19 protein-coding genes are annotated in these 22,887 nt (G+C 42.0%); 8 read left to right on the top strand and 11 right to left on the bottom strand.

Annotated features, from left to right (window positions below; genetic code table 11):
* Positions 1 to 60 precede the first annotated feature (60 nt).
* Positions 61 to 1,089 (top strand): 16S rRNA (guanine(1207)-N(2))-methyltransferase RsmC, encoded by a 1,029-nt coding sequence (gene rsmC, locus EES38_RS04320; protein WP_124935964.1) that lies wholly within the window; start codon positions 61 to 63, stop codon positions 1,087 to 1,089.
* Here rsmC and EES38_RS04315 read toward each other — a convergent pair.
* The 9 genes from EES38_RS04315 to hrpB form a co-directional block, all read right to left on the bottom strand.
* On the bottom strand, positions 1,086 to 2,117 hold the full coding sequence (locus tag EES38_RS04315; protein WP_124935963.1) for an ABC transporter ATP-binding protein: 1,032 nt from the start codon (positions 2,115 to 2,117) through the stop codon (positions 1,086 to 1,088). The genes rsmC and EES38_RS04315 overlap by 4 nt on opposite strands.
* Complete coding sequence (locus tag EES38_RS04310) at positions 2,117 to 3,742, bottom strand: ABC transporter permease (protein WP_124935962.1); 1,626 nt, start codon at positions 3,740 to 3,742, stop codon at positions 2,117 to 2,119. Before EES38_RS04310 ends, EES38_RS04315 begins: the two co-directional genes overlap by 1 nt.
* A 56-nt stretch (positions 3,743 to 3,798) precedes the next feature.
* A complete protein-coding gene (locus tag EES38_RS04305) occupies positions 3,799 to 4,812 on the bottom strand; it encodes a Fe(3+) ABC transporter substrate-binding protein (protein WP_124935961.1) in 1,014 nt (337 codons plus the stop codon).
* 153 nt (positions 4,813 to 4,965) lie between these two features.
* A complete protein-coding gene (locus tag EES38_RS04300) occupies positions 4,966 to 6,195 on the bottom strand; it encodes an ammonium transporter (RefSeq protein WP_124935960.1) in 1,230 nt (409 codons plus the stop codon).
* A gap of 26 nt (positions 6,196 to 6,221) precedes the next feature.
* Positions 6,222 to 6,560: a P-II family nitrogen regulator gene (gene glnK, locus EES38_RS04295; RefSeq protein WP_124935959.1), complete on the bottom strand. Its 339-nt coding sequence runs from the start codon at positions 6,558 to 6,560 to the stop codon at positions 6,222 to 6,224.
* Between the two features lie 197 nt (positions 6,561 to 6,757).
* On the bottom strand, positions 6,758 to 7,126 hold the full coding sequence (locus EES38_RS04290; RefSeq protein ID WP_124935958.1) for a YacL family protein: 369 nt from the start codon (positions 7,124 to 7,126) through the stop codon (positions 6,758 to 6,760).
* 97 nt (positions 7,127 to 7,223) lie between these two features.
* Positions 7,224 to 9,821 (bottom strand): bifunctional aconitate hydratase 2/2-methylisocitrate dehydratase, encoded by a 2,598-nt coding sequence (gene acnB / locus EES38_RS04285; protein ID WP_124935957.1) that lies wholly within the window; start codon positions 9,819 to 9,821, stop codon positions 7,224 to 7,226.
* 283 nt (positions 9,822 to 10,104) lie between these two features.
* Positions 10,105 to 12,438, bottom strand: coding sequence for a penicillin-binding protein 1B (mrcB, locus tag EES38_RS04280; protein ID WP_124935956.1), 2,334 nt, complete (start codon positions 12,436 to 12,438; stop codon positions 10,105 to 10,107).
* The gene (hrpB, locus tag EES38_RS04275) at positions 12,435 to 14,894 is read right to left on the bottom strand and encodes an ATP-dependent helicase HrpB (RefSeq protein WP_124935955.1); all 2,460 of its coding nucleotides are present in this window, start codon (positions 14,892 to 14,894) and stop codon (positions 12,435 to 12,437) included. The genes mrcB and hrpB overlap by 4 nt, the downstream gene beginning before the upstream one ends.
* 55 nt (positions 14,895 to 14,949) lie before the next feature.
* Here hrpB and sfsA point away from each other — a divergent pair, with 55 nt between their 5' ends.
* The 7 genes from sfsA to panC all read left to right on the top strand — a co-directional run bounded on the left by sfsA (position 14,950) and on the right by panC (position 20,905).
* Complete coding sequence (gene sfsA, locus EES38_RS04270) at positions 14,950 to 15,693, top strand: DNA/RNA nuclease SfsA (RefSeq protein ID WP_124935954.1); 744 nt, start codon at positions 14,950 to 14,952, stop codon at positions 15,691 to 15,693.
* A gap of 139 nt (positions 15,694 to 15,832) precedes the next feature.
* Positions 15,833 to 16,285 (top strand): RNA polymerase-binding protein DksA, encoded by a 453-nt coding sequence (dksA, locus tag EES38_RS04265; protein ID WP_124935953.1) that lies wholly within the window; start codon positions 15,833 to 15,835, stop codon positions 16,283 to 16,285.
* A 66-nt stretch (positions 16,286 to 16,351) separates the two neighbouring features.
* Positions 16,352 to 17,242: a tRNA glutamyl-Q(34) synthetase GluQRS gene (gene gluQRS, locus EES38_RS04260; RefSeq protein WP_124935952.1), complete on the top strand. Its 891-nt coding sequence runs from the start codon at positions 16,352 to 16,354 to the stop codon at positions 17,240 to 17,242.
* 80 nt (positions 17,243 to 17,322) lie between these two features.
* Complete coding sequence (gene pcnB, locus EES38_RS04255; protein WP_166434208.1) at positions 17,323 to 18,699, top strand: polynucleotide adenylyltransferase PcnB; 1,377 nt, start codon at positions 17,323 to 17,325, stop codon at positions 18,697 to 18,699.
* On the top strand, positions 18,696 to 19,178 hold the full coding sequence (gene folK / locus EES38_RS04250; RefSeq protein WP_124935950.1) for a 2-amino-4-hydroxy-6-hydroxymethyldihydropteridine diphosphokinase: 483 nt from the start codon (positions 18,696 to 18,698) through the stop codon (positions 19,176 to 19,178). The genes pcnB and folK overlap by 4 nt, the downstream gene beginning before the upstream one ends.
* 27 nt (positions 19,179 to 19,205) lie before the next feature.
* On the top strand, positions 19,206 to 20,000 hold the full coding sequence (panB, locus tag EES38_RS04245) for a 3-methyl-2-oxobutanoate hydroxymethyltransferase (RefSeq protein ID WP_124935949.1): 795 nt from the start codon (positions 19,206 to 19,208) through the stop codon (positions 19,998 to 20,000).
* Positions 20,001 to 20,011: 11 nt separating this feature from the next.
* The gene (panC, locus tag EES38_RS04240) at positions 20,012 to 20,905 is read left to right on the top strand and encodes a pantoate--beta-alanine ligase (RefSeq protein ID WP_124935948.1); all 894 of its coding nucleotides are present in this window, start codon (positions 20,012 to 20,014) and stop codon (positions 20,903 to 20,905) included.
* A 45-nt stretch (positions 20,906 to 20,950) separates the two neighbouring features.
* Here panC and EES38_RS04235 read toward each other — a convergent pair whose 3' ends face one another.
* The gene (locus EES38_RS04235) at positions 20,951 to 21,721 is read right to left on the bottom strand and encodes an ABC transporter permease (RefSeq protein WP_124935947.1); all 771 of its coding nucleotides are present in this window, start codon (positions 21,719 to 21,721) and stop codon (positions 20,951 to 20,953) included.
* A gap of 8 nt (positions 21,722 to 21,729) precedes the next feature.
* On the bottom strand, positions 21,730 to 22,641 hold the full coding sequence (locus EES38_RS04230; RefSeq protein WP_124935946.1) for an ABC transporter ATP-binding protein: 912 nt from the start codon (positions 22,639 to 22,641) through the stop codon (positions 21,730 to 21,732).
* Positions 22,642 to 22,887: the final 246 nt, after the last annotated feature.

The raw sequence follows: 22,887 nt of genomic DNA, 5'->3' as shown, positions 1-22,887 counted from the left end.
TTTGGATTAACGGCGAGTATGAGAAAATCTTGCCGTTTTTATTTCAGGTAACCTACGCCCATGTCGATACTTACACCACCAAGTCAAATAGCAGAACGTCAACTTGAGTACTTTTCCGATAAGCATGTCCTCGTCGTTGGAGAAGTAGAAGATAACTTCCCTCAAACACTGACGTCCCACTGTAGACAAGTATCGGTATTTACGACGCACTATGGCTATTATCGCCAATGCCAAACGTTTAAAGACGTAACGAGTTATTTTGGTAGTGAGCTAACTGAGCAATGTTCCGCAGATATGATTCTGCTCTATTGGCCAAAAGCAAAACAGGAAGCACAGTATTTGCTCTCAATGATATTGAGTAAGTTGGGCATTGGCACAGAGATCGTGGTTGTCGGCGAAAACAGATCTGGCGTAAAAAGTATAGAAAAGATGTTTTCTCCCTTTGGGAAAGTCACTAAATTTGACTCCGCTCGCCGATGCTCTTTTTACTGGGGCGAGTGCGAGTCGGCTCCTGATACATTCATTCTGAATGATTGGTTCAAAGAGTATCAGGTGTCATTCCAGAGTATGGACTTAACCATAAAAAGCTTGCCGGGTGTGTTCAGCCATGGCGAGTTCGATTTAGGCAGTCAATTGCTCTTAAATAATTTACCCAAATTGAGTGGAAAGGTCCTTGATTTTGGCTGTGGTGCTGGAGTACTAGGTTGTGTAATGAAATCGTTGAACCCAGAAATAGAACTGCAACTTTGTGACGTGAGCGCGCTTGCCGTAACATCAACTCAAGAGACTTTAAAAGCCAACGGACTATCTGGTCATGTCTTTGCTACGGATGTTTACTCTGATGTTGAATCCGATTTTAATTTTATCGTCAGTAATCCACCGTTTCATTCAGGCTTAGATACCAGCTATAACGCGACAGAAACCTTATTGGAACAAGCACCGAAACACCTCAAAGGATCTGGTGAACTAATTATTGTGGCAAATAGCTTTTTAAAATACCCGCCAATCATTACCAATTCCTTTGGAAAATGTCTGACCCTGGATAAAACGAATAAGTTTTCTATTTATCAAGCGGTCAAGACTCACTAATTGAATGCGATAGCAACACGGTCCTGTAGACGGATATCAACAGCCTGACCGACTGAAATTGCAGTCTCAGCAATACCGGTTAGTTTGATGCCGTCGATGTTAACGATGTAACGACAGTGATCGCCCATAAATTGCTGCTCATTGACGTAGTAAGAGCTCGATGAACTATGACACAAAGAGACATGGTGTGGGCGAAAGAACAGTTGCCCTTTTTGTCCAACGGACAATGAATCGTCAATTGCTGTTTCGACTTCACCAAACTCAGTTGAGAAGTGACGTGGGGAAACTTTTGTCGCTGGTATATACGTGCCACCACCAAGAAAATCAGCGACAAATCGGCTGGCTGGACTAAAGTACAACTCACTAGCTGTGCCAAATTGTTCAATCATCCCTTCGTTCATCACCGCCATTTTATCCGAAAAGGCAAACGCTTCTTCCCGACTATGGGTTACAAATATCGCCGTAATCCCTTGTTCTTTAAATAACTTACGTATTTCACTGATTAACTCATGACGAACTTGTGTATCAATATTAGAAAAGGGCTCATCCAATAATAAAAGATCAGGCTGGTAGGCGAGAGAGCGGGCAATAGCGACACGTTGTTGCTGACCTCCAGAAAGCTGATGAGGATAGCGATTGCCAAGTTCTTGCAAGTGCACTAACTCCAGCATGCGTTGCGTAACGGAACTCTTTTCCTCTTTTGTCATTCCCTGTAAACCAAATTGGATATTTTGGGCAACCGTTAAGTGAGGAAAAAGAGCATAGTCCTGAAAAATGAGTCCAATATTTCTTTGCTCAGTAGGTAAGTGCTTCTCTCCATCGTCCATTAATCGACCATTGATAAATACTTGGCCAGATGAAATAGGTAGCAGTCCAGCAATCGCTTTTAAAAGAGTTGTTTTTCCACACCCACTTGCGCCAAGAAGACAAATAATCTCCCCATTATTAACATCCAGATTTAATGTGTTAAGAACGGTTTGCTGCGCATATTTACAACTCAAATTATGTATTTTTAATGCCGAAGACATTAGTGGTCACTCTCCAGAGAACGATTGATAAGTACGAGAGGAATTAATCCTACTAAAACAAGTAATATTGCAGGTAGGGATGCTAGCTCTAACTGCTCAGAAGATGCATATCCATAGACATAAGTAGCTAACGTTTCAAAATTAAACGGGCGTAATAACAAAGCAGCGTTAAGCTCTTTCATTGATTCAATAAAAACCAAAAGCCCCGCAACCAAGCACCCTCGGCGTACTAACGGTAGATGAACTTTACGTAACATTGAGCTCGTTTTATGCCCCATAGTTTTTGCAGCCATATCCATTGAGGGTGAAACTTTATTTAGACTATTTTCAACACTCCCTATGGCAATAGCGGTAAAACGTACCAGTAGACCAAAAACCAGAGCAAACAGAGTACCAGAGAAAACTAATCCCGGCCTTCCCCACCCCATCATTTTAGCCAGATCATTAATTGAGTGGTCCAATGAAGTAACCGGCACCATAATACCTATGGCAAGGACAGTTCCAGGGATAGCATACCCGACAGATGAGAATCTCATTAAGCCTACAGAGTATTTTGTATCGTTCATCCTACGATAAAAGTTCATAATAATAGCTATGACTACGGCAAAAGTGGCAGCCCAGATGGAAACATAAAAACTATTCAACGCATATTGATAGAAGTCTTCATTCCAACTCTCTACCCAATAGTTGATTCCATAGATAGTCAACTGAGCTAACGGCAGAACAAAGGCAATAGTAAATATTCCCCAACACCAAAGTGTAATACCCCACTTTCTAATCCCATGGACTTTATATCGCATCTCTTCATGGCTGGAAAAGTGACTTTGGAATAACTTTTGTTTACGACGACTAAAACGCTCTAAGCTTAATAAAATAAAGATAATAACAAGCATGTACGCCGCAATTTTTGCCGCAGCATTGATATTAGAATATCCCAACCAGGTATCGTAAATTGCTGTCGTTAATGTGTTGACCGCAAAGTAACTCATCGTTCCAAAATCACCGACCGTCTCCATAATCACTAGAGATAAACCAACGGCAATAGCGGGACGAGCTAAAGGCAAAGAGACTCGATAAAAACTTTGCCAAGGTGAACATTTTAAAATTCGCGCCGAATGGAGCAAAGAGACACTTTGCTCCATAAAGCTTGCACGGCACATCAAATATACGTAAGGATAAAGCACGAGCGATAAGACAATTCCCGCCCCCCAAACCGTGCGTATATCGGGGAACCAGTAATCTCCAGCTTTCCAGCCAGTAATATCTCGTATTAAAACTTGCAAAGGCCCGGCAAAGTCGAGCCAATCAGTTGCAATATAACCAACAATATAACCAGGAATGGCAAGCGGCAGTACCAAAGCCCACTGTAAGAATGAACTACCTGGCACCTGACACATAGTAATAAACCATGCTGTCGGCAATCCAAGTAGTAATGACACGACTGCCACAATCAAAGCAATACTGATGGTATTAAAAATATACGTTGACATGACAGTTGACATCAAATGCTCAAAGAGCTCTGAATTCTCACCAACTGCGGTATAAAATATAGCGATAACCGGTAGGAATAGGCATATAGATAGTAAAGAACTAATCCCCAGCCATCCCAAATTATTCTTTTTCATCTAGCACTCAAAGAAACAAGGGGCTGTACCAGCCCCTTTAAATAATACTTGTACAGCTACAGATCAAATTTCACTTCATCAATCAGTTTAACCGCTTTTTCATGATTCTCGGCTATTTTTTCCAATGGTAAACTGTCTTCTTTGAACGAACCCCAAGAGGCGACCAGTTTCGATGTAGCAACACCTTCTTTAACAGGATACTCGTAATTGACTTCAGCATACATATGTTGCGCGGTATCAGAAGTTAAAAACTCCATTAATTTTTCCGCATTATCTCGATTTGGCGCATACTTAGCCATAGCCATACCACTCACATTGACGTGGGCACCCAGTGTTGTCTGATTAGGAAAATTGATATAAACAGATTCGGCCCAAGCTTTTTGTTGAGGGTCATTTAGCATTTTCCCTAGATAGTAGCTATTGCCCAAAGATACATCACACAATCCTTCTTTTATTGCTTTTACTTGGGAACGATCATTTCCCTGAGGTTTGCGTGCCAGGTTTTCTTTAACCCCTTCAAGCCAGGACTTAGTATCATTAACACCATAATGGGCGATCATCGAGGCGACTAATGCGATGTTATAAGGATGCTTGCCACTACGCGTACATATCTTCCCTTTGTATTTATCGTCGGCTAGATCCAAGTACTGAAAGTCTTCTGACAGTTTTCCAACTCTTTCTTTCGAAGAGTAAACACTTCTAGCTCGCTTAGTTAAGGCAAACCATTCATCATTACTATCTCGGAATTTAGCCGGAATATTTTTATTTATTACATCATTCTGTACGGGCTGAACCAATTTCTTATCTGCAAGTTCAAACAGACGACTAAACTCGGATGTAAGAATCACATCTGCCGGACTGTACTCCCCTTCACTTGCTAGTTTTTCTGCAATACCTTTAGATGAAAACTGTACATTGACCCGAATACCGGTTTCTTTCGTAAACTCTTCAAACATTGGTTCAATCAGAAAAGGTTGCCGATAGGAGTAAACATTCACCTCTTCCTGAGCAATAGATGAAAACGAAATGGTACCCAAAATAATAGACGATACTAAAAGAGATTTACTCATTTCTCATTCCCTTAAAAATAATGATTATCATTGTTAATATCAATCATTCTATGGGATGACTATAGTTAAAACAAATAAATGAAAAAAAAACCTGCCGTCGGGCAGGTTTTTTAAGCACTAATTTTGTAACAACTTTTATCGTTAGAGTTTTACTTATTTAACAGTAACAAACTCTGGGTAGGCACCAACACCACAATCGTGCATGTCCATACCTTCCAACTCTTCTTCTTCAGATACACGGATACCTGTTGTTGCTTTGAGGATACCCCAAACAACCAAGCTCGCTACGAATACCCAAGCAAAGATAACAACAGCACCTAGAAGCTGAGAACCAAACGATGCATCAGCATTGCTCACAGGAACAACTAGTACACCAAACAGACCACATACACCGTGAACTGAAATCGCACCCACTGGATCATCGATCTTGATTTTGTCTAGAGCAATGATGCTGAATACTACGATAACACCAGCAACCGCACCAATTGCAACAGCTGTCATTGGAGATGGAGAAAGTGGATCCGCAGTGATAGCAACAAGACCAGCTAGAGCACCGTTAAGGATCATAGTTAAATCAGCTTTACCCCAAGTTGTTTTACATACAAGCAGTGCAGCAATTGAACCAGCAGCAGCGGCAGCATTAGTGTTTAGGAAAATTTGACCTACAGCAGTCGCATTTTCGAAATCAGAGATCATTAGCTGAGAACCGCCGTTGAAACCAAACCAACCGAACCATAGGATAAATGTACCTAAAGTTGCTAGAGGCATATTTGAACCTGGGATTGGGAAGATTTCACCGTTTTTACCGTATTTACCTTTACGAGCACCCAGTAAGATTACACCAGCAAGAGCTGCAGCTGCACCAGCCATGTGTACGATACCAGAACCTGCAAAATCACTGAATCCAGCAGCAGATAGGAAACCGCCACCCCAAGTCCAGTAACCTTCAACAGGATAAATAACGCCTGTTAGTACAACAGAGAAGATCAAGAAAGACCAAAGTTTCATACGCTCAGCAACTGCACCTGATACAACAGACATAGAAGTAGCAACGAAAACAACTTGGAAGAAGAAATCAGATTCTAGAGAGTGGTCTGCACCCTCAGCTTGAGAACCAATTAGAGTACCTAAAGATGGTAACCAACCCGCTTCTGCGTTATCAACATACATGATGTTATAACCGATAACTAAGTACATGGTACAAGCAATAGCATATAGAACAAAGTTCTTAGTTAAGATCTCTGTTGTGTTTTTAGAACGAACCAAACCTGACTCTAGCATCGCAAAGCCAGCAGCCATCCACATTACAAGTGCGCCAGAAATGAGGAAAAAGAAGGTATCAAGCGCGTAACGTAACTCGGTTACTGTTACTGATAATTCCATAATAAGTCTCCAGTCCTTTGAATCTCTTAAAGTGCTTCAGAATCAGTTTCACCAGTTCTAATACGAACTGCGTGAGTCAGATTATAAACAAAAATTTTGCCGTCACCGATTTTGCCAGTATGAGCAGCTTTTATAATAGCTTCAACAACGCGATCAACGTTTTCAGCTTGAGTTGCGATTTCGATTTTTACCTTAGGTAAAAAGTCAACTTGGTATTCTGCACCACGATATAACTCTGTGTGCCCTTTCTGACGACCGAAGCCTTTAACTTCAGATACTGTCATACCTTCGATACCAACATCAGATAATGCTTCACGCACATCATCTAATTTGAAGGGTTTAATTATTGCGCTAATCAGTTTCATGCGGTCCTCTCGAAAAAGTAGTCCTTTTACGACTCTCTTAATCCAAGGTACGTGCCAACTTTTTAACTAATTGATTTTATTAAACTATCATCAAATAAGTACTAGAAACAAAAAAAGACCGCACCATTTAAGTGCAGTCTTTTCCCAAATATAATGCGTTTGAATTTTTATTCACCAGCATTGTGCAGAGTTTTCATCTATTGCTTTATAAATTCGCGCCATTTGGTTATCAGCTCTACGAAGTCTTCCAGACCACATGAAGCGTAACTTTCACCATCATATAACGAAAGATCTTCTCCCAAATCGGTTTCAATCTCTTGATATACCGCATTCTCTGTGACTTGGACCTCATAATCTTGAAACACAACTGTTAATTCTATTCCATGCCAAATGAGTTCATCTATAGATTGTAACTTTGCTTGCTCTGCAATAGCCAAGATCTGCTCGATCTTTGTGCGATCCTGTGCGAGTTCATCTTCCAGCAACCTTCCCATGAGTAAATGCTCCATCGGAAAAGTCGCTTTATACCCACCAAGAAAAATATTTTTTGTAAATTCAAAATCCATACAAATACTCGATCAAATATTTCTTCCGTTTAGTATAAAAGAAAAAGGCTTCTCTAAGAGAGAAGCCTTCATAAAAATCAGAAGATTTATTTATTCGTTACGCCGGTTCCTGGAAAATAACGGTATCCGCTTTTTGCGTATACTGATCCATCTTATGGAAATTTAGATAACGATACGTATCAGCTGATGTTGCATCAATTTGGCGAGCATACTCCAGATACTCTTCCACAGTCGGAATTCGACCAAGAATCGCACCAACTGCAGATAGCTCAGCGGATGCAAGATAAACATTCGCACCAGTGCCTAATCGGTTCGGGAAGTTACGGGTTGAAGTCGACATCACGGTAGCTTTATCCGCAACACGAGCTTGGTTACCCATACATAGTGAACATCCAGGAGTTTCGATACGAACACCAACTTTACCAAAGATGCCGTAATAGCCTTCTTCAATTAGCTGGTCTTTATCCATCTTCGTTGGTGGTGATACCCAAAGGCGCGTATTTAATTGACCTTTAAATTTATCAAGTAGCTTACCCGCAGCACGGAAGTGGCCAATGTTCGTCATACACGAGCCGATAAATACTTCGTCAATAGCCGTATTTTGAACATCAGATAGAAGACGCGCATCATCAGGATCATTTGGCGCACAAAGAACAGGTTCTTTAACATCAGCCAAATCAATCTCAATAACATGAGCATACTCAGCATCTTTATCCGCTGACATTAACTCAGGTTTTGCTAGCCACTCTTCCATCGCAGTGATACGACGTTCGATTGTGCGGCGATCTCCATAACCTTCAGAAATCATCCATTTAAGCATCACGATATTTGAGTTCAAGTACTCAGAAATAGACTCTTCTGATAGCTTAACCGTACAGCCAGCGGCACTACGTTCAGCTGAAGCATCAGACAATTCAAAAGCTTGTTCAACAGTTAAGTGCTCAAGACCTTCAATTTCAAGAATTCGACCGGAGAATTCGTTGATTTTACCTGCTTTTTCAACAGTCAGTAGACCTTGTTGAATACCATAGTAAGGAATCGCATGCACGAGGTCTCGTAAAGTGATTCCAGGCTGCATCTTGCCTTTAAAACGTACTAACACTGACTCTGGCATGTCTAATGGCATGACACCCGTTGCAGCAGCGAATGCAACCAAACCCGAACCTGCAGGGAAAGAAATCCCTAGAGGGAAGCGAGTATGTGAGTCACCACCTGTACCAACAGTATCTGGTAGTAGCATTCGGTTCAGCCATGAGTGAATAATACCGTCTCCAGGTCTCAATGAAACGCCACCTCGGTTCATGATGAAATCTGGTAAGGTATGGTGAGTCTGAACATCCACTGGTTTTGGATACGCTGACGTATGACAGAATGACTGCATAACAAGATCAGCAGAGAAACCTAAACACGCCAAATCTTTTAGTTCATCACGAGTCATTGGGCCTGTTGTATCTTGAGAGCCAACCGTGGTCATTTTTGGTTCGCAATACGTACCTGGACGAATTCCGTCGACACCACACGCTTTACCTACCATTTTCTGAGCCAAAGTAAATCCTTTCCCACTGTCAGCTACAGGAGAAGGAAGAACAAACACGTCAGAGGTTTCTAAACCAAGCGATTGACGCGCTTTATCAGTTAATCCACGCCCGATGATGAGAGGGATACGACCACCAGCACGAACCTCATCAAGAATAACTGTCGTTTTTAGCTTAAATTCAGCAAGAACGTCACCTGTCTCATGATTACAAATTTTACCTTCATAAGGGTAGATATCGATGACATCACCCATATTGAGTTTCGATACATCGACTTCAACAGGCAGTGCGCCAGCATCTTCCATCGTGTTAAAAAAGATTGGAGCAATTTTACCGCCAAGCACAAAACCACCGGCTTTCTTGTTTGGAACATACGGGATATCTTCACCCATAAACCAAAGTACCGAGTTGGTCGCAGACTTACGAGAAGAACCAGTACCAACAACATCACCAACATAAGCGAGAGGAAAACCTTTTTCAGACAGTGCTTCGATCTGCTTAATTGGTCCAATTGTTCCTGGCTCATCAGGAGTGATACCTTCTCTTTCATTTTTCAGCATCGCGAGGGCGTGTACTGGAATATCAGGACGAGACCAAGCATCTGGCGCTGGAGATAAGTCATCAGTGTTTGTTTCACCGCTAACTTTAAATACAGTCACTGTGATTTTATCTTCCAGTTTAGGCTTGGACAAGAACCACTCAGCATCAGCCCATGACTTGAGTATCTTTTGAGCGTGCGCATTACCCGCTTTCGCCTTTTCTTCCACATCATAAAAAGCGTCAAACATCAGAAGCGTATGGGATAAAGCTTCGGCTGCGGTTGGTGCGAGCGCATCATTATCAAGACATGAAATAAGTGGTTCAATGTTGTAACCACCTTGCATAGTACCTAGTAACTTAACTGCCTTAACTGAATCGACAAGTGGTGAGCTCACTTCACCTTTTGTAATAGCGGCTAGAAAGCCAGCTTTCACATAGGCAGCTTCATCCACACCCGGTGGTATACGATTTTCAAGAAGATCAAGAATAAACTCTTCTTCTCCAGCAGGGGGATTCTTCAGTAATTCGATAAGGCCAGAGACTTGTTCAGCGTCTAGGGGTTTAGGAACAACTCCTTCAGCAGCACGTTCTTCGACGTGTTTACGGTAGGCTTCAAGCACGACTTTTTCCTCTCATTGCGGTTCGACCCATTCGTTTTTATTTTGGGGGAACATCCTTGGAAACTTGACTCATCAACAAAAAGAAGCGTGTGATAGCCCCCTTTAATAATGGTCAAACTATGTGAAAAGAATAGCAAACTTATGTTGAAATGAAAATGAGTTCACTTTGACCAACACTGCAACTTACGACTAAAGTTCTAGTGTTTCTTTCCTTTTTTACGTTGTATTTAGGAACCAATAAATACAATAAATGGAGGAATATCCTCCATTTATTCATTCTTGATTACCAGCTAAATAATCTTTTAATCCAATTCAGCGGTTTCTGTTGTTCTTTACACTGTTTAGCCCAACTACCATCTTTATCCCAAACAGGCAAAGTAAAGTCATCGTCCGAACACTCTAACGATAGTGTTCCCGAGCTTTCTTTATCAAAGCCAACTGTCTTAATTTCAGCAGGCCAAGGTAGCGATAACTGTTCTGGTGTCCTTCTCGATAAATAATCAGCATAAACTCGTAACGCTCCTGAGGCACCAGTCAGTCCCGTTGATTTATCATCATCACGCCCAACCCATGTGGTTGTGACCTCTCTTCCATCAACACCCACAAACCAGCTATCACGCGTATCATTACTGGTTCCAGTTTTACCCGCTAGCGCAGCCCAACCAAAACGACTATTTAGATATCGACCCGTTCCTTCCATAACGCCTCGTTTCATCGCATAGGTTGTTAACCAAGCAGCTTGTTCCTGCACTGCCTGAGATCCTTTAGGAACCGATTGGTACAGAACATTGCCGTCCAAATCGATAACCGAGCGAAGCGCAGATAACGGCACTTTTCGTCCAGAGTTAGTGATCGTCTGGAACATCTGAGCGACCTGAATTGGCGCTAATGAAAATGCCCCCAGAAACATCGATGGTACCGGACGTAATTCACTAGGATCGATACCCAATTTAACAAAAGTCTTGCTTACTTGATTAATACCAAGCGACATACCCAATTTAACGGTAGGCACATTGATGGATTTGGCTAAACCCAGATACAAAGGTACATCACCACGGAACTGACGATCAAAATTCTGTGGCTCCCAAATATTCCCTTTATCCGATTTCAGTTTAATTGGCGTATCTTTCAATGTTGTCGCCAGATTATAAGTATCAGGATGAGATAGGGCGGTTAGATAAACGGCAGGCTTTGCCAGAGATCCAATCTGTCGCTTCGCGTTCAATACACGGTTAAAACCATCAAAGCGAGCATTTTTCCCTCCCACCATGGCACGGATTTCCCCAGTGCTTCTATCCACCGCTATAGAAGCAGCCTGTAAATGAGAGTTACCGAACTTAGGTAAGGTTTTTGATACAGCCGTTTCCAATTCTTCCTGAGAAACAGGATCAAGAGTTGAAAAGACTTTCAGACCAACATCAGATTTAAATTTGTCGCCAACTTTATCCTGAAGTTCATTCGCTAATTGTTGAAAATAAGCAGGCTGACGACGAGCTATATGGGGGTTTTTCTGCACATCAAGAGGCCGTTGAACCGCCTGAGCATATTGACTCGCGGTGAGAATATCCTGCTGCAGCATAAGTTTAAGAACCAAATCACGTCGAACTTTCGCTCTTTCTGGATATCGCGCAGGATTATAGTACGATGGACCTTTTACCATTCCCACAAGCAGAGCAAGCTGATCAATGCGCAGTTCCTGGATCGGCTGACCGAAATAAAGACGAGAAGCCAATCCAAAACCATGGACAGCCTCAGCGCCATTTTGCCCCAGATACACTTCGTTTAAATAAGCTTCTAATATACGGTCTTTACTGTATTTATAATCAATAATAACGGCCATGTACGCTTCTTGAAGCTTACGCCATATCGTTCTCTTGTTGGATAAGAAAATATTCTTGGCCAACTGCTGTGTCAGCGTACTTCCGCCCTGAACCGTTCTACCCGCTTTGAGGTTTACGACCATTGCACGGGCAATTGCGAGTGGAGAAACACCATCATGGTGATAAAAATTACGATCTTCTGTTACCAATAAGGCATCAATCATCACTTCAGGAAATTGTTCTCTACGCAGGAATAAACGCTGCTCTGAACTATTTTTCTCCAGCATGCCCAACATTTTAGGTTCAAGACGAACAAAACCTAAATCAGCATTTTGATCTAACGACTTAATTCTGCTCAGTTCATTGCCATTAAAGTACAACATGATATGCCTTGCTGGCTCTGGACCATCAGCAAATTCAAAAGGACGACGAATGATCTCAAGTTTTGATGACGAAGCGGAATATTCTCCCTCGTACTGAGGTTGAGCAACCTTGCGGTAATTCAGAACATCAAGCTCTTTTCGTACGTCATTTATCGAAATGTTGTCCCCGGGCGAAAGATCCAAAATACGAGCATATACCACGGTGGGCAATTGAAATAACTGCCCTTCAAATCGTTGTTTTACTTCGTTATTAAGATAAAAACCGTACGCAATAACGAGTGTAAAAACGGTAATACCCACTTTCCAACCAATCTGCCACAGACGTTTCCAGATACTTTTACCCGATTGGTTTTGCTGTTTGTTTGGTGCCTTTTTCTTCGCAGGCGGCTTTTGCGGTGATTTTTTATTTGTCATGAACTCAATTGTCGCTTGGTTTTTGTTGTTGCAACGTGATTTTCCGGATCATCCGGCCAAGGATGTTTGGGATACCTTCCCTTCATCTCTTTCTGAACCTCTTTATACGAACCTTGCCAGAAAGCCTGTAAATCTTGTGTTATCTGAATCGGTCTCATTGCTGGTGATAATAACTCTAACACCAGCTTTTTTGTTCCTTTAGCGATACTTGGTGATTCAGTCATACCAAATACTTCTTGCAAACGTAATGAGAGCATCGGCTCAGAATTGCTGTCATATATAATATTCTTACTGCGCCCGGAAGGAAGTTGATACTCAGTAGGTAACTCTTGGTTTAGAATTTGATTTTTCTCCCAACCAACATACGCCTTTAAAGCATTGAACAAAGATAAACTCTGCAATGCTTTCACTGAGGTAACTCCATTCATGAATGGCTCCAGCCAATCAGATAGGGTCTTAAGTAACGAATCTTCGTCTAAATCTGGCCAGTGATAGTCTGGTAGCCATTTTTGAGCGCATTTCACACGCTCAATATAAGAGCGTTCTTCGTCGCGCCAGTGTAAAGTACTTAACCCTTTACGACGAACATAGTTGAGCAAAGCTTCTGTCATTTTTTGTTTATCGGGTTGAGCTAGAGGTCGTTTTTCTATTATCAACTCACCAATCAATACACGCTCTTCTGCAACCAGCTTTCCTTGCTTATCATCCCAATCAACCCACTCAATGCTGGTAAATACGTCAGGCCATTGTTGTCTTAAAGAATGAATGTCGATATTTGCTGCTAACTCAATCTGACTACTCATAGACTGATGACGCATCAACGAAGGAATAACAATAAACTCATTAAAATGGTCACCAGAGAAAATTTGTGCTCCATGGCCATTAGCCATGAGATAGTGTTCAGTGCCAGATCGAGATCGAGCAATACGGTCCGGAAATGCGATGCAGAGTAAACTAATCACTTTATCGTCGTCGACTAAAGCCATATCAAACTGCTCACCAAGCTGCTTGGCAAAGTGTTTTGCTCTCATCAACAAATGACTCGAATTTCGATGTTTTCGCGTTTTCCAATGATGTAAACTTGCCAGCAAATCGCTTTGCCCTCTTTCTGGTTCCTCGACTAAACAAACCGCAGCACAAGCACTATTTTTCCAGTGTCTGTCCTTATTAATCGTTTTGGCCAGTAAGGTTGCTAAACGAGGTTCTGTACCAAGTTTGTAGACTTGTGTCCCCAAAGCACTCATTCTTCGCTGCGTATCTACAATACCAAGTGACTTAAGTAAATCATAACCTTGAGAAATCGCTGCGACTGGTGGTGGATCTAACCACGCCAGTTCATTGCTATCTGCAACACCCCACTGGGTAAGCTCAAGTACTAGATAACTAAGGTCACTCCTTAGAATTTCAGCAACAGGATAAGCGGCTTGCTGTTTAAACTGGCTCTCACTGAACAGCCTAATACAAATCCCCGGTTCAAGACGCCCAGCCCTTCCCGCTCTTTGTTCTGCAGAAGATTGAGCAATTCTCTGTTGTTCAAGCTTGGTTATGCCAGTTTTTAAATCAAACTGAGGCACTTTTTCTAAACCACTATCAATGACAACTCGAACTCCCTCAATCGTGAGAGATGTTTCCGCTATGTTAGTTGTCAGAACGACCTTTCGTCTGCCTGATGTAACAGGTTCAATGGCTTGCTGCTGTTGTTCTAGACTAAGTTGTCCATGAAGGGGATAAATATCGGCTGAAAGTTCAAACTCATCCAAAAGAGAATGAATTTGCTTGATTAGACCAATTCCAGGCAAGAAAACCAACACAGAACCAACCTGCTCCAGCAATATGTTTTGTATGAGTTTTACAACTGTATGCGGAAGATTATCATTAGACCTCATAGGGTGATATCGACACTCAACAGGAAAGCCACGCCCTACAGATTCAACATACGCAGCACTTGGCAGCAGTGTACGTAATTGTGACTCATCCAAAGTCGCTGACATCACCACAATATGTAAATCCTCCCGAAGAGAACCTTGTACTTCGAGAGCAAATGCCAATCCGGTATCAGCATGAATAGTTCTTTCATGAAACTCATCAAATATGATCATGCCAATTCCAGTCAACTCTGGGTCAGACTGAATCATTCGAGTCAAAATGCCTTCTGTGACTATCTCTAGGCGAGTACGGTTACTGACTCTCACTTCACCTTTAATCCGATACCCCACTGTTTCACCGACACTTTCGCCCAACTGTTTTGCGATAAAGCTGGCAATATTTTTTGCGGCCAGTCGTCTTGGTTCAAGCAACACAATTCGACCGTGGTCAAAACCATGCTTAAGCAAACTCAGCGGAAAATGAGTTGACTTACCAGCACCAGGCGCCGCCTTTAATATAATTTGAGAGGCACCGTCATCGATGAATTTCAATAACTCAGGTAAAACGGAAACAATGGGTAATTGTGACAAAAGTGCATCCTTGTGCTTAAATGTGACGAACAGTTTACTAAAAAACAGTCTAAAAATGCAGTTTGTCCCACCATTACAACCCGCGACATTAATTAAAAGATACAAACGCTTTCTAGCCGACGTTATCCTGGCGAATGGAGAACAGTGCACTATTCACTGTGCAAATACAGGGGCAATGACCGGATGTGCAATTCCCGATGCAAAAATATGGTACTCGGTGTCCGATAATCCAAAACGAAAATACCCGTATAGCTGGGAATTAATAGAAACCCCACAACAACACAGAATCTGCATTAATACTTCGCGTGCCAATCAATTATCTGTCGAAGCCATATCAAATGATGTTATCGCTGAATTACAGGGATATGAACAAATAAAAACTGAAGTGAAATATGGACAAGAGAACAGTCGCATTGATATCTTACTGAGCTCTTCTTCAAAGCCGCCCTGCTATGTAGAAGTCAAAAGTGTGACATTGCTAGATGAAACAGGCGGAGAAACTCTGGAAAAAGGAAATAAACTTAAGGGACAAGGTTATTTTCCGGATGCGGTAACAGCTCGGGGACAAAAACATCTTCGAGAACTGATGCAAGAAGTAAGAAATGGAAGTCGAGCAGTACTTTTATTCACTGTATTACACTCAGGGATTGAAAAAGTGTCTCCCGCACTCCATATAGACGCGAAGTATTCACAATTATTGAAAGAAGCTCAGGAATCTGGCGTGGAAGTACTGTGTTACAAGGCAGATATCACCTCCACAGAGATGAAATTGGTCTCAGCCATAGAATGGATCCCCTGATTAACAAAAAATTGATACTGACAACAAATTAGTATCTTTTTTGTTAATGAGTGTTTGCCACACTCTCTTCTTTTTGCTATAGATACCCGCCTTAAATTACTGCTCTTGCAGTTGACTAGGTGTTAGTAGGAGATGCTGTATGCCAGAATCAGAATCCAAAAAGAAAGCGCTAGGCATCCTAGCCATCGCAGGTGTTGAGCCATACCAGGAAAAGCCGGGTGAAGAATACATGTCACCAGAGCAAATGGCTCACTTCACTAAAATTTTAGAAGCTTGGCGTAATCAGCTCAGGGAAGAAGTAAACCGCACTGTGCACCATATGCAAGACGAAGCTGCAAACTTTCCAGATCCAGTTGACAGAGCGTCGCAGGAAGAGGAATTTAGCTTAGAATTACGTAACCGTGACAGAGAACGCCGTCTAATCAAAAAAATTGAGAAGACTCTGAACAAGATCGAAGAAGATGAATTTGGCTTCTGCGAATCTTGTGGTGTTGAAATCGGTATTCGCCGTTTAGAAGCTCGCCCAACAGCTGATTTATGTATCGACTGTAAGACACTTGCTGAAATTAAAGAAAAGCAAATGCAGGGTTAATAAATCCTAAAATGATAAAAGGGAGCTCTGGCTCCCTTTTTATTTTCAGTAAATTCGGATGCAATCATGACTTACGTAGGCCGTTTTGCGCCATCACCTTCAGGCCCTCTTCATTTTGGCTCTCTTGTCGCAGCTCTAGGAAGTTATTTTCAAGCCAAAGCGAATCAAGGAGTCTGGCTCGTTCGTATTGAAGATATTGACCCACCTCGCGAGATTTCAGGTGCAGCATCTCTTATATTAAAAATGTTGGAATCTTACGGGCTACATTGGGACAGAAGTGTACTTTACCAAAGTCAACGGACAGAAGCTTATGAAGAACAAATTAATGATTGGCTTCAATCTGGTGACGCCTACTTCTGCGATTGCACCCGTAAAGAAATCAAATTAGCCGGAGGATTTTATCCGGGAACCTGTCGAGGAAAGAGTTTAGCTGATAACGGACAAAGATCCATTCGCCTCAAGATGAGTCATCCTGTTCACTCTTTTGTCGATGAAATTCATGGGAATTTTACTATTTCACCTCAGCTTGCTGAAGAAGATTTCATCATAAAAAGACGCGACGCTCTCTTTGCGTATAACCTCGCAGTTGTCTTAGACGATATTTATCAGGGTGTGACCGAAATTGTTCGTGGCGCAGATTTAATTGAACCAACGGGCCGACAAATTTCTCTTTATCACCTGCTAAATCATAATCCAGTCAGTTATATACATTTACCACTTGCCTTAGATAGCAATGGGAATAAATTATCCAAACAAAATCATGCACAAGCCATTGATATTGAGAACCCTAAACCACTATTAATGGAAGCAATGTTGTTCCTTGGTTTTAATTTACCCGACGATTTTTCAGGTGCAAAAGTGGAAGAAATGATCCGTTGGGGAGAAAAAAATTGGCAACTTTCTCAGATCCCGAGAGAACTGAAAGTCACTCCGCGATTCTCAAACGCTTCTGTCTAAGCTATTATTAGCCGCAATTGGCCCACATGAAGACAAACTGTCCATTGAAAACAAGATAGCTATAAATCTATTCTTGTCTGATGCCCATGAATAAAAATGAACAGATAACGCACACACAGCGCGTATATCCCGAGTTATCATTGAACGTGATTACTCGTCAGGAACACAACATTTCACGTAAACAGATTAGCGAGAACGCTCTGAAAGTACTTTACCGTCTTCATGGAGCGGGCTACGACGCTTTTCTGGTCGGTGGCGGAGTGAGAGATCTTTTACTGGGTGAAACCCCAAAAGACTTCGACGTCGCAACCAATGCAACTCCGGAAGAGATTCGAAAATTATTTCGTAACTGTCGTTTGATTGGTAGACGCTTTAGGCTTGCTCACGTAATGTTTGGTCGTGATATCATCGAAGTTGCTACATTTCGAGGTCACCATCAAGAGCAAAATACGCCCGTTGCATCTCAGGCTGAATCCGGAATCATCCTCAGAGATAACGTCTATGGTACGATAGACGAGGATGCCGAGCGCCGTGATTTCACCATCAATGCGATGTACTACAACATCAGCAATTACAGTATCCACGATTATGCCCGTGGTATTGAAGATCTCGAAGATCGCTTAATCCGTTTTATCGGTGATCCTGAAACTCGTTATAAAGAAGATCCCGTTAGAATGTTAAGAGCGGTACGTTTTGCTGTAAAGTTAGACTTTGATATTGAAGAGGATACAGCGGAACCGATTGAACGACTGGCTCCACTATTACGTGATATTCCAGCAGCAAGGCTGTATGAAGAGTCTCTAAAAATGCTTCAATCAGGACATGGCTTAGAAACCTATCACCTGATGCGACAATATGGACTTTTCCAGCAACTTTTTCCTGTTATTGCGGATCACTTTACACCCAACTACTCCTCACCGACTGAAAAAATGCTGGATATGGCGTTTGATTCAACCGATCTTCGAATTGAAGAAGGAAAACGTGTCAATCCAGCCTTTATGTTTGCGGCTATTCTCTGGTACCCAATGCTCCACCTAGCGGAGACACTGATGGAAGAGAAAAACTTCAGCTATTACGACAGTGTGATGGAAGCAGGCAATATTATTTTGGATCGCGTGGTAAAAACCATCGCTATCCCGCGTCGTCACACCGCAACGGTCAGAGATATTTGGCAACTTCAGCTTCGTTTCCCGCGTCGAAATGGTAAACGAGCTTTCCGCTTATTGGACATCAATAAGTTCCGTGCTGGGTTTGACTTCCTGGAAATGAGAGGGCTTATTGAGGAAGGTGAAACTCAAGAGCTGGCTCAATGGTGGAACACATTCCAGTCAGCAGGAAGAACCATGCGTCAGGCAATGGTCAACGATTTGGGGAATACAGCACCACAGCCGAAAAAGCGTCGTCGCAGAAAGCCAGCGGCAAAAAAAACGCATCCTGAGCAAGAGCAAGTAGAATGAACACCGTTTTTATAGGGGTCGGTAGCAATCTATCCGACCCGGTTAGTCAGGCAAAAGCAGCCATCGATGCTCTTAAGACACTGCCCGATTCGCATTTTATTGCAACATCTCAGCTGTACAGCAGTGTGCCTATGGGCCCCCAGGATCAACCAGATTATATAAACGCAGTTGTAAAGATAGAAACATCACTATCACCGCTAGCGCTACTTGAGCATACGCAGAGAATTGAACTCGAACATGGACGCGTGCGCAAAGAAGAACGCTGGGGGCCGCGAACTCTCGATCTGGATATTCTGACATTCGGTAATCAGACTATCGATACAGAACGTCTCGTTATTCCACATTATGGAATGAAATTAAGGGAGTTCGTACTCTATCCCCTCGCAGAAATAGAACCTAATTTTATATTTCCTGATGGAACAACGCTTACATCATTATTACAACAAGTCGATAAAAATGGACTCGACGTTTGGCATTAAGCCCCTTTGCCTTTGTAAGGAATGAGAATGAAAAAAATCACGATAAATGACCTGATGAAATGGAAACAGAATGGTCAAAAGTTTCCAACTTCCACAGCTTATGATGCGAGTTTTGCTCAAATCTTCGAATCGCAGGACATGCCCGTACTCCTTGTCGGCGACTCTTTAGGTATGGTTTTACAGGGGCACAGCGATACTCTGCCCGTCACTCTGGAAGATATTGCCTACCACACACGCTGTGTACGCGCAGGAAGCCCAAATAGCTTGCTAATGGCTGATATGCCATTTATGACATTAATCACCCCAGAGAAGGCCTGTGAGAACGCTGCGGTTCTAATGCGATCCGGAGCGAACATGGTCAAAATAGAAGGTGGTCGCTGGCTGGTCGAAACCATTCGTATGTTAACTGATAGAGCGGTACCCGTATGTGCTCATATGGGTTTGACTCCTCAATCAGTCAATATTTTTGGTGGCTACAAAATTCAGGGCAAAGATGAAGAGCAGGCTGAAACAATGCTTAACGACGCATTAGCACTTCAGGAGGCCGGCGCTCAGGTTTTGGTTTTAGAGTGTGTACCAGCAAATTTAGCTAAACGTATTACTCAGGCACTGGATATACCTGTTATCGGTATCGGTGCGGGAAAAGATACCGATGGTCAAATTCTGGTTATGCACGATATGTTAGGCATTTCAGCTAACTACATGCCTAAGTTTTCTAAAAACTTTCTCGCCGAGACTGGTGATATTAAGGGAGCCGTTGCGAAATATATGGATGATGTAAGAAATGGCCTGTTCCCAGATGAGAAGCATATTATTGCTTAAAGGAGTAACTCATGCAGACTTTTGCTGATATATCGACTCTCAAAGAGGAGATTTTAAAGTTCAAGCGTGAAGGCAAAACCATTGGCTTTGTTCCTACCATGGGAAATCTTCATGAAGGACACCTGACACTCGTTAAAAATGCTCAGGCACATGCAGACGTGGTCGTCGTCAGTATTTTTGTTAATCCAATGCAATTCGACAAAGCCGATGACCTAGCCAATTATCCCCGTACGTTAGAAGATGACTTAGCCAAACTCAATGAGCGTGGAGTTGATTTGGTTTTTACTCCAACACCAGATGTTATGTATCCCAAAGGGATGGAACAACAGACATTTGTTGAAGTACCCGGTATCTCTTCAATGTTAGAAGGGGCTTCGAGACCAGGGCATTTTCGAGGTGTATCAACTGTCGTAACAAAGTTATTTAATATTGTCCGCCCCGATGTCGCCTGCTTTGGTGAAAAAGACTATCAGCAACTCGCGCTCATTCGTCAAATGGTCGATGATATGGAAATGGGCATTACGATCATCGGTGTCCCGACAATACGAGAGCTAGATGGCTTAGCTATGAGTTCACGTAATAACTTACTTACATTAGATGAACGCCAAAGAGCTCCCGTACTTGCTAGAACAATGCGTTGGATCAGCAGTGCAATTCGTGGTGGACGTAATGACTTTGACTCAATTATCGAAGATGCAAGTGATCAACTTCGGGCAGCCGATCTACACCCTGATCAAATTGAAATTCGCGATGCGATTACGCTTCAACCGGCGACAGCAGAAACGAAGCAAATTGTCATTCTAATGGCCGCGTTTTTAGGCAAGGTTCGGTTGATCGATAATCAGGTCGTTGATGTGAACATTGATAAGGACAGTAGTCCTACGAGTGAAACACAAGAAAATTAATTCAATAAAAAGCCCCTTTCATCAAAGGGGCTTTTTTATGCGTGATTAACTTCTTAACCCAACACCTTTTTTAACCAGATACAGTGCTAATGAGTACAGCAATACAACAAACAGAATCAATACTGAAAATGATACTGTTATATTCACATCAGACACGCCCAAAAAACCATATCGAAAAGCGTTGACCATATACACGATTGGATTGATTTTTGAAACGCCCTGCCAAAACTCAGGTAAGAGTGTTAACGAATAAAATACGCCACCCAAATACGTTAGCGGTGTCAACACAAACGTCGGAACAATAGATATATCATCAAAGGTTTTGGCATAGACAGCGTTAATCAATCCACCGAGAGAGAAGACAACAGAAGTCAAAAATACCGTAGACACAATCACAAACCAGTGTTGTATTTGTAGCGGAACAAAGAATAACGATACTGCAGTAACCATCGCTCCTACGCACAAGCCTCGGGCAACCCCACCCATAACATAGCCACCAATAATGACGTAATTAGGTACTGGAGCAACAAGTAACTCTTCAATATTCTTCTGCATTTTCGCACTGAAAAACGATGATGCTACATTAGAATACGAGTTAGTAATGACGGACATCATGATCAGCCCCGGGACGATATATTCCATATAACTAAAACCGTGCATCTGGCCAATTCTCGACCCGATAAGGTTGCCGAAAATAATGAAATACAGGGTCATAGTGATGGCTGGTGGAACCAGTGTCTGTACCCAAATACGCCCAAAGCGAGTGACCTCTTTGCGCAGAAGACTCGTAAAGGCGGTCCAATATAAACTGTACATACTACTCCTCACTTTCCACCACGCACGATACTGACAAATAATTCTTCAAGACGATTGGCCTTATTTCTCATTGAGAGGACCTTAATTCCGTGTTCAGATAACTGGGAAAATACATGGTTTAAACCATGATTTTTGTCGACCTCAATTTCTATTGAGCCATCATTATTTTGTTGTCTTGAAACGCCATCCAAGACAGGAATCGAATCAGCGTCACTGATATCAAGAATAAATGTTTCAACCTTTAGCTTCGACAAAAGCGCTTTCATGGTCGTATTCTCTATCAGCTCACCTCGATTAATGATGCCGATGTTGCGACAGAGCATTTCTGCTTCTTCAAGATAGTGAGTCGTGAGAATAATAGTGACTCCCTCTTTATTGATTTCTTTGAGGAACTCCCACATTGAGCGTCTAAGCTCAATATCAACCCCAGCTGTGGGTTCATCTAATATAAGTAGTTTGGGTTCATGCATTAAAGCACGAACTATCATCAGGCGTCGTTTCATGCCACCAGAGAGGTTTCGAGCCCGCTCTTTACGCTTATCCCATAAATCCAATTTAGTTAGATATTTCTGTGCTCTCTCTTTGGCAACTTGTCTAGAGACACCATAATATCCTGCCTGCTGAGTAACAATCTGCTCTACAGTTTCAAATTGGTTAAAGTTAAACTCCTGTGGTACCAAGCCGAGATTCTGCTTTGCTTCTTCTAGATGAGTATCAATATCGTAGCCAAATACAGAAACACCGCCGGATGTTTTGTTCACCAACGATGCAATAATACCTATCGTAGTTGATTTTCCCGCTCCATTTGGTCCTAATAAAGCAAAAAAGTCTCCCTGTTTAACACTCAGGTTGACACCTTTTAATGCTTCAAAGCCACCGGAGTATGTTTTTCTTAAATCGGTTATTTCCAGTGCATTCATTTATAATTTCTCTTTTTTAAATCTTATCTTTCATATATGGCTAAAATCGTCATTTTCAACCGAATAAAACCTTGTGAATTGTGATGTTACCGATTACTCTTCCTAAATGGGCATAATATTTTTTAGTTTAATAAAAGCAATAAAATCAACAATAAAGCTCAAAGCATGCGCCTAAGACGATGCTAATTTATTGCAATAAATATCTTACTTTTCAGCCATGAATATGGACTGTAAAAAAGTTATCGG

The organism is Vibrio viridaestus, assembly GCF_003856525.1.
Classification (GTDB): Bacteria; Pseudomonadota; Gammaproteobacteria; order Enterobacterales; family Vibrionaceae; genus Vibrio; species Vibrio viridaestus.
Note: the sequence above shows the minus strand (reverse complement) of the source record. Positions and strands in the feature narration are given on the sequence as shown.

Bases quoted from the DNA above. Each gene is read 5' to 3' on its own strand.
- rsmC (WP_124935964.1), top strand. From the start codon at position 61: ATGTCGATACTTACACCACCAAGTCAAATAGCAGAACGTCAACTTGAG.
- EES38_RS04315 (WP_124935963.1), bottom strand. From the start codon at position 2,117: ATGTCTTCGGCATTAAAAATACATAATTTGAGTTGTAAATATGCGCAG.
- EES38_RS04310 (WP_124935962.1), bottom strand. From the start codon at position 3,742: ATGAAAAAGAATAATTTGGGATGGCTGGGGATTAGTTCTTTACTATCT.
- EES38_RS04305 (WP_124935961.1), bottom strand. From the start codon at position 4,812: ATGAGTAAATCTCTTTTAGTATCGTCTATTATTTTGGGTACCATTTCG.
- EES38_RS04300 (WP_124935960.1), bottom strand. From the start codon at position 6,195: ATGGAATTATCAGTAACAGTAACCGAGTTACGTTACGCGCTTGATACC.
- glnK (WP_124935959.1), bottom strand. From the start codon at position 6,560: ATGAAACTGATTAGCGCAATAATTAAACCCTTCAAATTAGATGATGTG.
- EES38_RS04290 (WP_124935958.1), bottom strand. From the start codon at position 7,126: ATGGATTTTGAATTTACAAAAAATATTTTTCTTGGTGGGTATAAAGCG.
- mrcB (WP_124935956.1), bottom strand. From the start codon at position 12,438: ATGACAAATAAAAAATCACCGCAAAAGCCGCCTGCGAAGAAAAAGGCA.
- sfsA (WP_124935954.1), top strand. From the start codon at position 14,950: ATGCAGTTTGTCCCACCATTACAACCCGCGACATTAATTAAAAGATAC.
- dksA (WP_124935953.1), top strand. From the start codon at position 15,833: ATGCCAGAATCAGAATCCAAAAAGAAAGCGCTAGGCATCCTAGCCATC.
- gluQRS (WP_124935952.1), top strand. From the start codon at position 16,352: ATGACTTACGTAGGCCGTTTTGCGCCATCACCTTCAGGCCCTCTTCAT.
- pcnB (WP_166434208.1), top strand. From the start codon at position 17,323: ATGCCCATGAATAAAAATGAACAGATAACGCACACACAGCGCGTATAT.
- folK (WP_124935950.1), top strand. From the start codon at position 18,696: ATGAACACCGTTTTTATAGGGGTCGGTAGCAATCTATCCGACCCGGTT.
- panB (WP_124935949.1), top strand. From the start codon at position 19,206: ATGAAAAAAATCACGATAAATGACCTGATGAAATGGAAACAGAATGGT.
- panC (WP_124935948.1), top strand. From the start codon at position 20,012: ATGCAGACTTTTGCTGATATATCGACTCTCAAAGAGGAGATTTTAAAG.
- EES38_RS04235 (WP_124935947.1), bottom strand. From the start codon at position 21,721: ATGTACAGTTTATATTGGACCGCCTTTACGAGTCTTCTGCGCAAAGAG.
- EES38_RS04230 (WP_124935946.1), bottom strand. From the start codon at position 22,641: ATGAATGCACTGGAAATAACCGATTTAAGAAAAACATACTCCGGTGGC.